Source organism: Nonomuraea sp. NPDC001699 (assembly GCF_053596455.1).
Genome location: NZ_JBSFGF010000003.1, coordinates 216,061 through 229,662, shown reverse-complemented (window position 1 = coordinate 229,662; position 13,602 = coordinate 216,061). Strand labels below are relative to the sequence as shown.

12 protein-coding genes and 1 tRNA gene are annotated in these 13,602 nt (G+C 70.1%); 10 read left to right on the top strand and 3 right to left on the bottom strand.

Features of this window, described 5'->3' with window-relative positions:
* Positions 1 to 12: 12 nt before the first annotated feature.
* The 6 genes from ACWCSU_RS11215 (at position 13) to pyk (ending at position 7,352) form a co-directional block, all read left to right on the top strand.
* Positions 13 to 1,491, top strand: a complete 1,479-nt coding sequence (locus ACWCSU_RS11215) for a glutamate synthase subunit beta (protein ID WP_357704395.1) — start codon at positions 13 to 15, stop codon at positions 1,489 to 1,491.
* A 103-nt stretch (positions 1,492 to 1,594) separates the two neighbouring features.
* Positions 1,595 to 2,176, top strand: coding sequence for a TetR/AcrR family transcriptional regulator (locus ACWCSU_RS11210; protein WP_449934900.1), 582 nt, complete (start codon positions 1,595 to 1,597; stop codon positions 2,174 to 2,176).
* 90 nt (positions 2,177 to 2,266) lie between these two features.
* Complete coding sequence (locus ACWCSU_RS11205) at positions 2,267 to 3,712, top strand: MDR family MFS transporter (RefSeq protein WP_449934899.1); 1,446 nt, start codon at positions 2,267 to 2,269, stop codon at positions 3,710 to 3,712.
* A gap of 135 nt (positions 3,713 to 3,847) precedes the next feature.
* Positions 3,848 to 5,539, top strand: coding sequence for a S8 family peptidase (locus ACWCSU_RS11200; protein WP_449934898.1), 1,692 nt, complete (start codon positions 3,848 to 3,850; stop codon positions 5,537 to 5,539).
* Positions 5,536 to 5,886: a DUF2784 domain-containing protein gene (locus ACWCSU_RS11195; protein ID WP_357704403.1), complete on the top strand. Its 351-nt coding sequence runs from the start codon at positions 5,536 to 5,538 to the stop codon at positions 5,884 to 5,886. Before ACWCSU_RS11200 ends, ACWCSU_RS11195 begins: the two co-directional genes overlap by 4 nt.
* 35 nt (positions 5,887 to 5,921) lie before the next feature.
* Positions 5,922 to 7,352 carry a pyruvate kinase gene (pyk, locus tag ACWCSU_RS11190; protein ID WP_357704405.1) on the top strand — a complete coding sequence of 477 codons (1,431 nt, stop codon included), beginning with the start codon at positions 5,922 to 5,924 and terminating at the stop codon, positions 7,350 to 7,352.
* Positions 7,353 to 7,477: 125 nt separating this feature from the next.
* On the opposite strand, the gene dapD is transcribed toward pyk, so the two are convergent.
* Positions 7,478 to 8,440: a 2,3,4,5-tetrahydropyridine-2,6-dicarboxylate N-succinyltransferase gene (gene dapD / locus ACWCSU_RS11185; RefSeq protein ID WP_449934897.1), complete on the bottom strand. Its 963-nt coding sequence runs from the start codon at positions 8,438 to 8,440 to the stop codon at positions 7,478 to 7,480.
* A 24-nt stretch (positions 8,441 to 8,464) separates the two neighbouring features.
* Positions 8,465 to 8,887: a pyridoxamine 5'-phosphate oxidase family protein gene (locus ACWCSU_RS11180; protein ID WP_449934896.1), complete on the bottom strand. Its 423-nt coding sequence runs from the start codon at positions 8,885 to 8,887 to the stop codon at positions 8,465 to 8,467.
* A gap of 225 nt (positions 8,888 to 9,112) precedes the next feature.
* Here ACWCSU_RS11180 and ACWCSU_RS11175 point away from each other — a divergent pair, with 225 nt between their 5' ends.
* On the top strand, positions 9,113 to 9,706 hold the full coding sequence (locus ACWCSU_RS11175; RefSeq protein ID WP_449934895.1) for a TIGR03086 family metal-binding protein: 594 nt from the start codon (positions 9,113 to 9,115) through the stop codon (positions 9,704 to 9,706).
* Positions 9,707 to 9,851: 145 nt separating this feature from the next.
* Here the strand turns inward: ACWCSU_RS11175 and ACWCSU_RS11170 are convergent.
* Positions 9,852 to 9,924: transfer RNA gene (locus tag ACWCSU_RS11170), tRNA-Leu, on the bottom strand.
* Positions 9,925 to 10,013: 89 nt separating this feature from the next.
* Here ACWCSU_RS11170 and ACWCSU_RS11165 point away from each other — a divergent pair.
* The 3 genes from ACWCSU_RS11165 to ACWCSU_RS11155 all read left to right on the top strand — a co-directional run bounded on the left by ACWCSU_RS11165 (position 10,014) and on the right by ACWCSU_RS11155 (position 13,601).
* A complete protein-coding gene (locus ACWCSU_RS11165) occupies positions 10,014 to 10,598 on the top strand; it encodes an ANTAR domain-containing response regulator (protein ID WP_352327599.1) in 585 nt (194 codons plus the stop codon).
* Positions 10,599 to 10,749: 151 nt separating this feature from the next.
* Positions 10,750 to 12,042 carry an ABC transporter substrate-binding protein gene (locus ACWCSU_RS11160; protein ID WP_449934894.1) on the top strand — a complete coding sequence of 431 codons (1,293 nt, stop codon included), beginning with the start codon at positions 10,750 to 10,752 and terminating at the stop codon, positions 12,040 to 12,042.
* Between the two features lie 251 nt (positions 12,043 to 12,293).
* Positions 12,294 to 13,601, top strand: coding sequence for an ABC transporter substrate-binding protein (locus ACWCSU_RS11155; protein ID WP_357704415.1), 1,308 nt, complete (start codon positions 12,294 to 12,296; stop codon positions 13,599 to 13,601).
* Position 13,602 lies beyond the last annotated feature (1 nt).

Sequence of the window (13,602 nt, the reverse complement as noted above, 5' to 3'; positions counted from 1 at the left end):
GAGGCGTACTCGATGGCTGACCCCAAGGGTTTTCTCACGCACGAGCGGGAGCTGCCGGCGCGCCGCCCGGTCGACGTCCGCATCAGCGACTGGCGGGAGGTCTACCAGGACTTCCCGCAGGAGAAGCTGACCAGGCAGGCGGCCCGCTGCATGGACTGCGGCATCCCGTTCTGCCACAACGGCTGCCCGCTCGGGAACCTCATCCCCGAGTGGAACGACCTCGTCCACCGCACCGACTGGCGCGAGGCGATCGAGCGGCTGCACGCCACGAACAACTTCCCGGAGTTCACCGGCAGGCTCTGCCCGGCTCCGTGCGAGGCGGCGTGCGTGCTCGGCATCAACTCCGACCCGGTGGCGATCAAGCGGGTCGAGGTCGAGATCATCGACCGTGCGTTCGCCGAGGGCTGGGTGACCCCGCAGCCGCCTCGGGTCCGCACCGGCAAGAAGGTGGCCGTGGTCGGCTCGGGCCCGGCGGGCCTGGCCGCCGCCCAGCAGCTCACCAGGGCCGGGCACGACGTGGTGGTGTTCGAGCGCGCCGACCGCGCCGGCGGCCTGCTGCGCTACGGCATCCCCGAGTTCAAGATGGAGAAGCGCCACATCGAGCGGCGCCTGGAGCAGATGCGGGCCGAGGGCACCCGGTTCCGCACCGGCGTGAACGTCGGCGTCGACGTCACCGCCGCCGAGCTGCGCGAGGAGTTCGACGCGGTGGTGCTGTCGGGCGGCGCCACCCAGTGGCGTGACCTGCCGGTCGCCGGGCGCGATCTCAAGGGCGTCCACCAGGCGATGGAGTACCTGCCGCCGGCCAACAAGGTCCAGGAGGGCGACTACGCGGTCTCGCCGATCTCGGCCGAGGGCAAGCACGTCGTGGTGATCGGCGGCGGCGACACCGGCGCCGACTGCATCGGCACGGCGATCAGGCAGGGCGCCGCGTCGGTGACCCAGCTGGAGATCATGCCGCGGCCGCCGGCCTCCCGGCCGGGCGGCCAGCCCTGGCCGACGTTCCCCATCCTGTTCAAGATGGAGAGCGCGCACGAGGAACTGGCCGACGGCGGCGGCGACCGAGTCTACGCGGTCTCCACCACCGAGTTCGTCGGCGACGAGGACGGCAACGTCAGGGCGTTGCGCCTGGTCGAGGTCGAGGGGCCGCAGAACGGCTTCAAGCCGGTCCCCGGCACCGAGCGGGAGATCCCGGCCGACCTGATCACGCTGTCCATGGGCTTCCTCGGGCCGGAGAAGGGCGCCCTGCTGGAGGACCTGGCCGAGGTCGCGGGCGAGGGCTTCTACGACGCCCGCGGCAACGTCGCCCGGGACAAGACGTACATGTCGAAGGTGGACGGCGTGTTCGTGGCCGGTGACATGGGCCGCGGGCAGTCGCTCATCGTGTGGGCCATCGCCGAGGGCCGTTCGGCCGCCTCGGGCGTCGACCGGTACCTGAGCGGGGAGACGGCGCTGCCGTACCCGATCCTGCCGACGGCGCGTCCGCTGGTCTGACCTGCGGTGAAGGGCCCCGGAGCCGGACGGCTCCGGGGCCCTTCGTTGTTTGCACACTCTGCAAGTCTTGCAGAGTGTGCAAAGCTTGCGTAGAGTGCAACGCATGGAGAGTCCGGAGCAGCGCCGTGAGCGCCGCCGGGCCGAGAAGCGGCAGGCCATCCGGCTGGCCGCGGTGCGGCTGGCGCTCGACGAGGGCCTCGACGCCGTGACCGTCGAGGCCGTCAGCGCGGTGGCCGACATCTCGCCCCGCACGTTCTTCAACTACTTCGCCTCCAAGGAGGAGGCGCTCGTCATGGAACCGGTCTGGCGGCCGGACGACATCGTCGGCCTGCTCGGCGAACGTCCGCCCGACGAGTCCGCCTTCCAGTCGCTCAAGGCCGTGGCCCGGGAGCTCGCCGTGCGCATGCGCCCGGTCTGGGACACGATGCAGCCGTTCATGGAGCTCAACAACCGCTATCCCGAGCTGGCCGCCAGGGCGCGCGCCGTCGACCAGACCCAGATCATGGAGACGGTCCTCGGCGCGGTCAGGGCCCGGCCCGGAGTCACGAGCGGCATCCACGCCCGGATGCTGCTCATCACCACGATCGGCGCCGTGATCTCCGCCATCCAGGAGTCGGCGGCGACGGACGAGCCGGTCGAAGAACTGCTCGACGAGGCGTTCGCGCTGCTCGAACGCGGACTCTGACCCATCTAGAAGAGAAGCGGCGATCGGGGTGGCACCCCCGACCGCCGCGGATTCCTCCTGCCCTCGCGAAAGAAGCAAGGAGACAACTGAATGGTATCGACAATCGCCCAGGAGGCCGGACCGCGGCGCGGCCTCCTGCTCAGCATGGGCTCGCTCCTGCTGTGCCTGTTCCTGGCCGCCGTCGACCAGACCGTGGTGGCCACGGCCACCCCCACCATCGTGCGCGAGCTGAACGGCCTTGAGAGCGTGTCCTGGCTGGTCACGGCGTTCTCCCTGACCTCCGGCATCGTCTCGCCCCTCTACGGCAAGCTCAGCGACATGTACGGCCGCCGCCGCCTGTACCTGTCGGCCATCGCCCTGTTCCTCCTCGGCTCGGCCCTGTGCGGGCTCGCCCAGACGATGGCCCAGCTCATCGCCTTCCGCGCCTTCCAGGGCATCGGCGCCGGCGGCCTCATGGTGCTGACCCTGGCGATCTCGGCCGACATCGCCACCCCGCGCGAGCGCGCCAAGTTCCAGGGCCTGTTCGGCGCGGTGACCGGCGTGGCCGCCGTGGTCGGCCCGGTCATCGGCGGCTACCTCACCGAGCACATCTCCTGGCGCTGGATCTTCTACATCAACCTGCCGCTCGGGGCCGTCGCGCTGGCGGTCGCGTTCGCCGTGCTGCGGCTGCCGCGCCGCACCTCGCCGCACCGGATCGACTGGCCCGGGGCCGCGCTGATCTCCGGGGTGCTGACCTGCCTGACGCTGCTGGCCTCGTGGGGCGGGACGACGTACGCGTGGTCCTCGCCGGTCGTCCTCGGGCTGGGCGCGGGGGCGGTCGTGCTGACGGGGCTGTTCGTGCTGGTGGAGCGTACGGCCAAGGAGCCGGTGCTGCCGCTCGGGCTGTTCCGCGACCGTACGTTCACGATCGCCACGGTCACCATCGTGCTGGTGGCGACCGGGATGGTGGGGGCGGCCACCTTCCTGCCCCTCTACCTGCAACTGGCCGCCGGGGCCAGCGCGTCGAACTCGGGGCTGCTGCTGCTTCCGCTGATGGCGGGCCTGATCGCGTCCTCGGCCGTGGCGGGGCGGGTGGTGACCCGGATGGGGACGTACAAGTGGGTCGTGGTGACCGGGGCGGTGCTGGCGACGGTGGCCGCGTTCCTGTTCTCCACCATGGAGCTGGGGACGGGGGCGGTCACGTCCGGGCTGTACATGGTGGTGTTCGGGATCGGGCTCGGCATGGTGCTGCAGAACCTGATGCTGGCCGTCCAGGTCGCCGCGCCCGCCGCCGACCGGGGCGCGGCCACCTCGGTGGTGTCCTTCGCCAGGAACGTGGGCGGCGCCGTGGGGGTGGCCGTGCTCGGGGGCGTCTTCAGCGGCGGGCTGGGGCGGGCGGCCCTCGACTCGGGGTCCGTGGGGGCGATGCCGGAGTCGGTACGGCCGGCGTTCGCCGAGGCGATCACCGGGGTCTTCGCCTGGGTGTCGCCGATCATGCTGGTCGGCGCCGTCCTGCTGGCCTTCCTGCCGAACGTGCGCCTGCACCGCGACACCTGACGGCACAGCGGGCCCTGGGGAAGAACGCCCACGGCCCGCATAACCCCCATCGACCGAAATTTCGTACTGAAGTTGCATCAGCCGTGGAGTGTCGGGAAGATGCAGATTCTGCGACAGTCGGTGGATGGGGGAGCAATGCGGCGAGTCGCCTCTGGCCTGACGGCGTTGGCCGTCGCCGCCGCGCTGACCGCGTGCTCGGCTGCCGCCGGCGAGCGCGCCACCTCCGACCGGCCCGCGCAGGACGGCCCCACCGGCTCCGCGCAGGCCACCACCGGCTCCCGCACCGGCCAGAACCAGAACCTCGTCTTCTACGCCGACGGCAAGCAGAGCCAGGCACTGGAGGCCGTCAAACGCGCCGGTGGCACGGTCGTCGAGGAGGACGGCAAGCTCGGCTACGTCCTCACCGAGGGCGGCGGCGACGGTTTCGCCGAGAGCGTCGGCGTGGACCCGGCGATCGTCGGCGTCTCGCCCGACCGCCGCGTCATCGGCTCCACCTCCTCCCGATCCGGACGCCCGACGGGCGGGGGCTTCCCCGACGCCGGATCCATGGCGGGCGCCGCCCGGGAGCCGCTGGCCCACCTCCAGTGGGACATGAAGATGATCGGCGCCGACCGGGCCAACGCCAAGGTCCCCGGCAGCAGGAAGGTGCTGGTCGGCGTCATCGACACCGGCATCGACGGAAGGCACCCCGACATCGCCCCCAACTTCAACCGCGAGCTGAGCCGCAACTTCGTCACCGACAAGCCCAAGGACGAGCGCGGCGAGACCCTGGACGGCCCCTGCGAGGTCCCCTCCTGCAAGGACCCCGTGGACGAGGACGACGACGGCCACGGCACCCACGTCGCCAGCACCATCGCCTCCCCGATCAACGGCATCGGCATCGCCGGCGTCGCCCCGGGCGTGCAGCTCGTCAGCATCAGGGCCGGCCAGGACTCCGGCTTCTTCTTCCTCAAGCCCAGCCTCGACGCCCTCACCTACGCCGCCGACATCGGCGTGGACGTCGTCAACATGAGCTACTACGTCGACCCCTGGCTGTTCAACTGCGCCGCCAACAAGGCCGACACCAGGAAGCAGCAGCTCGAACAGAAGGCCGTCGTCGTCGGCATGCAGCGCGCCCTCGACTACGCCCGCGGCAAGGGCGTCACGCTCGTCTCCGCCCTCGGCAACGGCTCGACCGACCTCGGACGCCCCACGGCCGACAAGCAGAGCCCCGGCTACCCGCGCGGCGAGGAGAAGACCCGCAAGATAGACAACTCATGCATCAACGTGCCCGCCGAGTCCAAGGGGGTGATCTCGGTCTCAGCCGTCGGCCCGTCCGGACGCAAGGCCATCTACAGCGACTACGGCCTGGAGCAGACCGACGTGGCCGCCCCCGGCGGCGACGCGCTGGACGGCAAGGGCGCCGAGGCCGTCCGGTCGATCCTGGCCGCCGCCCCCGAGCACGTGCTCAAGGCCGCCGGCCGGATCGACGCCTCCGGCAAGCCCAAGGGCGCCGACGTCGTGCGCGACTGCCACAAGGGAACCTGCTCCTACTACCAGTACCTCGACGGCACCTCCATGGCCGCCCCGCACGCCACCGGCGTCGCGGCGATCCTGATCAGCCGCTTCGGCAAGCCGGGCCCCGGCGGCCTGTCCATGGACCCCGCCACCGTCGAGGACCTGCTCTACCGGACCGCCACGCACGTGGCCTGCCCCACACCTCGCGCCTACGTCTACAAGATGTACGGCGAGAGCGAGACCCACGAGTGCGAGGGCGACACGGCCAAGAACGGCTTCTACGGGCACGGCGTCGTGAACGCCTGGAAGGCGGCCACCATAGAGCCATGATGTACCGCCTGCTCGCGTACGCGGTGATGGTGACGCACTTCGCCTTCCTCGCCTATGTGGCCGTGGGCGGGTTCGTGGCCTGGCGGTGGCGGCGCACGATCTACCTGCACCTCGCGGCCGTCGGCTGGGCGGTGGTGACGCTCGTCACCCGCGTGGACTGCCCGCTGACCGTCGCCGAGGACTGGGCGCGGCGCAAGGGCGGGCTGCCCGGCCTGCCGCCGAGCGGCTTCGTGGACCACTACATCCAAGGCGTGCTCTACCCTGAACAGTACGCGAACTTGGTACGGCTGGGACTCACCGTTCTCGTGTTGTTCTCCTACGTCGGGTACGTTCTCCGTCGTCAGTGACTGCCAAGTGGTCTGTACCAATTAAGGTAGGACTCGTGACTCGTCGCGCGAAAATCGTCTGCACCCTAGGCCCAGCCACTTCGTCCAAAGAACGCCTCCACGAGCTGATCTCCGCGGGCATGGACGTGGCACGGTTCAACCTCAGTCATGGCGACCATGACATGCACAGAGAGGTCTACGACCGGGTCCGGGAGGTGGCGGCCGACCTCGGCCGCGGCGTAGGCGTGCTCGCCGACCTGCAGGGCCCCAAGATCCGCGTCGGCACCTTCGAGGAAGGGCCGGTGCGCCTCGGCTTCGGCGACGTCTTCACCATCACCACCGAAGACGTCCCCGGAGACCGCGAGCAGGTCTCGACCACCTACAAGGGCCTGCCCGGCGACGTGCGTCCCGGTGACACGATCCTGGTCGACGACGGCCGCCTGGTCCTGGAGGCCACCCGCGTCGACGGCGACCGCGTCACCACCCGCGTCGTCATCGGCGGCATGATCTCCAACAACAAGGGCCTCAACCTGCCGGGCATCAACGTCAGCGCCCCCGCCCTCACCGACAAGGACGAGGCCGACCTGCGCTGGGCGCTGCGCACCGGCTTCGACATGATCGCGCTGTCCTTCGTCCGCCGTCCCTCCGACGCCGACGTCGTGCGCAACATCATGGAGCAGGAGGCCGTCCGCCTGCCGCTGCTGGCCAAGATCGAGAAGCCGCAGGCCGTCGAGCGCCTGCCCGAGATCGTCGAGGCCTTCGACGGCATCATGGTCGCCCGCGGCGACCTCGGCGTCGAGCTGCCCCTGGAGCAGGTGCCGATCGTGCAGCGGCGCATCATCGGGCTGTGCCGCGAGAAGGCCCGCCCGGTCATCGTCGCCACCCAGATGCTCGACTCCATGATGAGCGCCCCGCGCCCCACCCGCGCCGAGGCCAGCGACGTCGCCTACGCCGTCATGGACGGCGCCGACGCCGTCATGCTGTCGGGCGAGACGTCGGTCGGCAGCTACCCGATCGAGTCCGTCTCCACGATGGACCGCATCGCCTGCGCCGCCGAGGTGTCGTCCCTGCACGCCACCCACACCCTGGAGCGCATGCCGGAGACCACCGGCGGCGCCATCGCCAGGGCCGCGGCCGAGGTCGGGGCGATCGTCGGCGCCAAGGCGCTGATCGCGTTCACCATGTCGGGGGAGACGGCCCGCCGCCTGGCCCGCTACCGCTCGCCGATCCCGCTGCTGGCCTTCACCTCGGCCCCGCACGTGCGCGGGCAGCTCTCGCTGACGTGGGGGGTGGAGACGTTCCACGTGCCGTTCGTGCACCACACCGACGACATGGTGCGGCAGGTGGAGGCGTCGCTGCTGTCGCTCGGGCGGCTGGAGAAGGGCGACAAGGTGGTCATCGTGGCCGGCTCGCCTCCCGGCACGCCGGGCAGCACCAACGCGCTGCGGGTGCACACCATCGGCTCCGCGGTCTCCCACGCCAACTGACCCGCGTTCCGGCCGGGGGTCCTCCAGGAGACGCCCGCAGACCTCGCACCGGCGCGCCGCCGTGACGCGGCGCCCTGTGGGCCCCCGCCGTGGAACCGGAGGGGGCCCGCGAGCACAGCAGTGATTCAGTGGGCGTGCAGGGCGGCGTTGAGGGTGATGCCGGAGCCCGTGCGGGGGAGTGCCTCCACCGCGCCCGACTGCGAGTTGCGGCGCAGCAGGATCCCGTTCGAGCCGGACAGCTCCGCCGCCTTGACCACCTTCCCGTCGGGCAGCGTGACCCGCGTGCCCGCCGTGACGTAGAGGCCCGCCTCCACCACGCAGTCGTCGCCCAGCGAGATGCCGATGCCGGCGTTCGCGCCCAGCAGGCAGCGCTCGCCGATCGAGATGACCTGCTTGCCGCCGCCCGACAGCGTCCCCATGATCGAGGCGCCGCCGCCGACGTCGGAGCCGTCGCCGACCACCACGCCGGCCGAGATGCGCCCCTCGACCATCGACGTGCCGACCGTGCCGGCGTTGAAGTTCACGAAGCCCTCGTGCATGACCACCGTGCCCGAGGCCAGGTGGGCGCCCAGCCGCACCCGGTCGGCGTCGGCGATCCGCACGCCCTCCGGCAGCACGTAGTCGACCATGCGCGGGAACTTGTCCACGCCGTACACCGTCACCACGCCCCTGCCCCGCAGGCGCAGCCGCGTGCGCTCGAAGCCGGGCACCGGGCACGGCCCGAAGTTCGTCCACACGACGTTCGCCAGCAGGCCGAACTGGCCGTCCAGGTTCACGCCGTGCGGCCGGACCAGACGGTGGGAGAGCAGGTGCAGCCGCAGGTAGACGTCGTGGGCGTCGACCGGCGGCTCGGAGAGCTTGGCGAGGCCCGTGCGCACCGCCACCACCTCGACGCCCCGCGCCGCGTCGCGGCCGGTCAGCGCGGCCAGCTCGCCGGCCTCCTGGGCGGAGAGCCGCTCGGTGCCCGTCACGGGCGGCTCGCCCAGCTCGGGAGCCGGGAACCAGGTGTCGAGAACGGTGCCGTCGTCGGCGATGGTCGCGAGGCCGACGCCGTGGGCGCCGGTGGAGGTGGGATCGATAGCAGTCACAGGCCAAAAATACCGGGCGCCCGGTCAGCCCAAGGAGCCCAGGTCCGCCGACAGCCACCGCTCGGGACGCATCCTGAAGGTCACCAGGACGTGCAGGTCCGAGCCCTGCACGTAGCCCGACACCGCCTCCTGCGGCAGGTAGCGGGCCGCGATGCGGGTCAGCTCCTCGATCGTCGTGGGGTCGGACCGCACCACCGGGCCGTCGACCGACACGTACCGGTAGGTCGGGCTGATCCGCTGGACCAGCATCGTGAACCGGCCCGCCTTCGCCACCAGCCGCGCCTTGTGCGACTCGCTGTCGGTCAGGAACCGCAGCTCCCCGCCCGGGACGTAGTCGTACCAGACGGGCACGGCCAGCGGCGCCTGTCCCGCGCCCGTCTCCACCGCCAGGCTCGCGATGTGCGGCTCGGCCAGGAACGCCTCCCGCTCGGTCACGCTCAACGGCATCCCCCGCCACCCCCGTCTCGTGGGTCGTAACTCGTCACACAGGACTATTCCCGGCGAACCGCCTGCGAAATCCCGCCCACCACGGCCGTGACGACCTGCGCCCCCAGGAGATGCCGCCGAAAACCACTCGCACCGCCACAGAGGGGCCGACATCATCGTCAGGTTGGCCACCCTCGGGCCGGACGGGCCGACCGGTGGGTTCTTCGACGACGACGGGACAGTGCCTTGGCAGACATCATCGAGCTCAACCGGCGGTCGGTGCGGGCCACCGTCGACCTGGTGAACACGATCAAGCCCGCCGACCTCGACCGGCCGACGCCCTGCGCCGGATGGGCCGTCCGCGACCTGCTGGAACACCAGATCGTGCAGAACCACGGGTTCGCCGTGGCGGCCTCGGGCGCGCGTTCGGAGCCGGCGAGCTGGCGGCCGCGTGCCCTGGGCGAGGACCCGGTGGCCGAGTACGCCGCCTCGGCACGGGCCGTCGTCGACGCCTTCGCCGCCGACGGCGTGCTCGACCGGGCCTTCTTCCTGCCCGAGATCCGTGACGGCGGCCCGTTCCCGGCGGCCATGGCGATCGGCTTCCACTTCATCGACTGCGTCGTGCACGACTGGGACCTCGCCAAGGCGCTGGCCGTGCCGCCCAACGTCGACGACGACCTCGCCGAGGCCGCCCTCCCGCTGGCCGCGCAGGTGCCCGACACGCCGGTCTCGCGCGGTCCGGGGAAGGCGTTCCTGCCCGGCGTCGAGCCCGGCGACGCCGCCACGGCCCTCGACCGCGTGATCGCCCTCCTCGGCCGCTCACCCTCCTGGACGCCCTGACCCGGTCAGGAGTTCGGGCCCACGCGTCGATCCGGCAGTCGGGGACACGCGTGCACAGGAAGCCCGGTGCGGTCGTCATGACGGCGGTCGGGGGCGGAAAAGCGAAAACCGCCCGGCCTACGAGGGGGCCGGGCGGTCAGGCCGGTGCCCCGGGTGGGATTCGAACCCACACTGTATGGATTTTGAGGCCATCGACTCTGCCGTTGGTCTACCGGGGCGGTTTCGTCCGGTTGGTGATCTCGCAGCGTAATGCCCGAGGCCGCACCGGCGTGGATCTAATCTACCGGACGTCTGTACTCTTCTGCTCGTGAGTACGCAGCGGCGAGTAGTGATCGCGGAAGACGAGGCCCTGATCCGCCTCGACCTCAAGGAGATGCTCCAGGAGGACGGTTACGTCGTCGTGGGCGAGGCCGGTGACGGGGAGCAGGCGATCCAGCTCGCCGCCGACCTGCGGCCCGACCTCGTCATCCTCGACGTGAAGATGCCCGTGCTCGACGGCATCTCGGCGGCCGAGCGCATCGTGGCCGACCGGATCGCGCCGTGCCTCATCCTCACCGCCTTCTCTCAGCGTGACCTGGTGGAGCGCGCGCGTGACGCGGGGGCGATGGCCTACCTGGTGAAGCCGTTCACCAAGGCCGATCTGGTGCCGGCGATCGAGATGGCGGTCAGCAGGCACGAGGAGATGGTGGCGCTGAGCGCGGAGGTGTCCAGCCTTTCGGAGCGGCTGGAGACCCGCAAGCTGGTCGAGCGGGCCAAGGGCCAGCTGATGGCCCAGCACGGCTGGACCGAGCCGCAGGCGTTCCGGTGGATCCAGAAGGCGTCGATGGACCGGCGGCTGAGCATGCGGGAGGTTGCTCAGATCGTTATAGACGACGCGGCCGAGCGGGCGTGAAAAGGGCCTATATCAGGTGATTTAGCCCCGCGGGTTGTGACCCGGTCACGACTGGGCATCCAACCGGCTTCGGCTTCTTTCGGCGCAGGCGTCCCGGCGCATGCTGATGGGCGGACGGAAGGTCCGCTCATCTCGAACGGAGACGCTTTCGATGATCCGCATTTCCCGCGCGCTGGCCGTCGCCACAGCGGCGAGCCTGGCACTGGCGGCATGTTCGACCGGCGGCACGACCGCCGGGACGGGCGCCACCGGAGCCGCGTCCGTGAAGCCCTCCTCGGCCGCCGCGGCCAAAGGGGACGGCACGCTGACGATCGGCACCGTGCTGCCCCAGACGGGCAATCTCGCATATCTGGGACCACCCGAGTTCGCCGGGGTCGATCTGGCGCTCAAGGAGATCAACGACGCCGGGGGCGTGCTCGGCAAGCCGGTGGTGAAGATCGACACCGACTCGGGCGACACCACGACCAACATCGCCTCGCAGTCGGTGGACAAGCTGCTCGGCCAGAAGGCCGACGCGATCATCGGCGCGGCGTCCTCGTCGGTGTCGGAGTCGATCGTGGACAAGATCACGCGGGCGGGCGTGGTGCAGTTCTCGCCGGCCAACACCTCCGACAAGTTCACCACGATCAACGACCAGGGCCTGTACTTCCGTACGGCGCCGCCGGACAAGCTGCAGGGCCGGGTCCTGGGTGACCTGGTGGCCGCCGACGGCAACGACACCGTCGGCATCCTGGCCATGCAGGACTCCTACGGCTCGGGCCTGGCCGACCAGGTGACCAAGACCGCCGAAGAGGCCGGCGCGACCGTGGTCGAGCGCGTCGACTACGACCCGAAGGCGGCCGAGTTCTCCGCGGACGTGGCCAAGGTCAAGGCCAAGAACCCGAAGGCGATCGTGCTGATCGGCTTCGAGGAGACGGCGAAGGTCGTGCAGGAGCTGGTCAAGCAGGGTCTGACGGCCGACAAGGTCAAGTGGTACATGGTGGACGGCAACATGTCGAACTCCAACTACCTCAAGATGCCCAAGGGCACGCTCAAGGGCGTCAAGGGCACGATCCCGGGTGCGGCGGCGCCGGAGGCGTTCCAGAAGCGGCTGCTCACGGTGAACCCGAAGCTGACGAACTACACCTACGCCGCGGAGTCGTACGACGCGACGACGCTGCTCGCCCTGGCGGCCGAGGCGGCCAAGGACGACTCGGGCACCGCGCTGGCCCCCAAGCTGGTCGAGGTCAGCAAGGGCGGCGAGAAGTGCCAGGACTTCAAGTCCTGCGCCGACCTGCTCAAGGCGGGGAAGGACATCGACTACGACGGCGTGAGCGGCCCGGTGGACTTCAACGACGCCGGTGACCCGTCGATCGCGACGATCGGGGTCTACCAGTACGACAAGGACAACAAGTACGACGCGGCCAAGGCGCTCGAATATCGCAAGGGCAACATCGCCGGCTAGACGGTGACGGCAGCAAGCCGGACATCCCACCATAGAACCACCCCAGTCCTGAAATTTCGGGCTGGGGTGGTTCATTTGGAGTCAAGACCGTAACGCTGATGAAACATGCAATTACAGACCGTGATTGCGACATTACAAATTAGCATAAAAGTACCCGAAATCCCCACATCTCCCCGTCAAAGAGGCATGCTGAGCTCGTTAAACGCAGCGAGGGAGATCGTTCCCCGCTGGGAATAAGGGGAGTCTCTTTTATGATCCGCATTGCTCCAGCAGGGCGCTTCCTGGCCGTCGCGGCAGCGGCGAGCCTGGCCCTGACGGCCTGTGGCGGCGGTGGCGACACGGCCGCGCAGCAGACCACGTCCGCGGTGCCGTCCTCGTCGGCCCCGGCCACCCAGACGGACGCGGCCAAGGGTGACGGCACGCTGACGATCGGCACCGTGCTGCCGCAGACCGGCTCGCTGGCCTTCCTCGGCCCGCCCGAGTTCGCCGGCGTCGACCAGGCCGTCAAGGAGATCAACGACGCGGGCGGCGTGCTCGGCAAGCCGGTCACCAAGATCCACACGGACTCGGGTGACACCACCACCAACGTGGCCTCGCAGTCGGCGGACAAGCTGATCGCGCAGAAGGCCGACGCCATCATCGGCGCCGCCTCCTCGTCGGTGTCCGAGTCGATCATCGACAAGGTCACCGGTGCCGGCGTGGTGCAGTTCTCGCCCGCCAACACCTCTGACAAGTTCACCACCATCAGCGACCAGGGCCTGTACTTCCGTACCGCGCCGCCGGACAAGCTGCAGGGCCGCGTGCTCGGCGACCTGATCGCCGCCGACGGCAACGACACCATCGGCATCCTGGCCATGCAGGACTCCTACGGCTCGGGCCTGGCCGACCAGGTGACCAAGACCGCCGAGGCGGCCGGCGCCAGCGTCGTCGAGCGCGTCGACTACGACCCGAAGGCGGCCGAGTTCTCCGCGGACGTCGCCAAGATCAAGGCCAAGAACCCGAAGGCGATCGTGCTGATCGGCTTCGAGGAGGGCGCCAAGGTCATCCAGGAGCTGGTCAAGCAGGGCCTGACGGTCGACAAGACCAAGTGGTACATGGTGGACGGCAACATGTCGAACACCAACTACCTCAAGATGCCCAAGGGCACCCTCAAGGGCGTCAAGGGCACCATCCCCGGCGCCGAGGCCCCGGAGGACTTCCGCAAGAAGCTCCTGGAGATCGACCCCAAGCTGGAGGACTACACCTACGCGGCCGAGTCCTACGACGCCGCGATCCTCATCGCCCTGGCGGCCGAGGCCGCCAAGGACGACAGCGGCAAGTCCATCGCCGCCAAGCTGCCCGAGGTCAGCAAGGGCGGCGAGAAGTGCAAGACCTTCAAGGACTGCGCAGACCTGCTGAAGGCCGGCAAGGACATCGACTACGACGGCATCAGCGGCCCGATCGAGTTCAACGACGCCGGTGACCCCGCCGTGGCCACCATCGGCGTCTACCAGTACGGCGACGACAACAAGTACGCCCCCAAGGCCCTGGAGTACCGCACGGGCAACATCGAGGGCTGAC

Coding starts and splice junctions, on each gene's coding strand:
- ACWCSU_RS11215 (WP_357704395.1), top strand. CDS start 13: ATGGCTGACCCCAAGGGTTTTCTCACGCACGAGCGGGAGCTGCCGGCG.
- ACWCSU_RS11210 (WP_449934900.1), top strand. CDS start 1,595: ATGGAGAGTCCGGAGCAGCGCCGTGAGCGCCGCCGGGCCGAGAAGCGG.
- ACWCSU_RS11205 (WP_449934899.1), top strand. CDS start 2,267: ATGGTATCGACAATCGCCCAGGAGGCCGGACCGCGGCGCGGCCTCCTG.
- ACWCSU_RS11200 (WP_449934898.1), top strand. CDS start 3,848: ATGCGGCGAGTCGCCTCTGGCCTGACGGCGTTGGCCGTCGCCGCCGCG.
- ACWCSU_RS11195 (WP_357704403.1), top strand. CDS start 5,536: ATGATGTACCGCCTGCTCGCGTACGCGGTGATGGTGACGCACTTCGCC.
- ACWCSU_RS11180 (WP_449934896.1), bottom strand. CDS start 8,887: ATGCCGTTGAGCGTGACCGAGCGGGAGGCGTTCCTGGCCGAGCCGCAC.
- ACWCSU_RS11160 (WP_449934894.1), top strand. CDS start 10,750: ATGATCCGCATTTCCCGCGCGCTGGCCGTCGCCACAGCGGCGAGCCTG.
- ACWCSU_RS11155 (WP_357704415.1), top strand. CDS start 12,294: ATGATCCGCATTGCTCCAGCAGGGCGCTTCCTGGCCGTCGCGGCAGCG.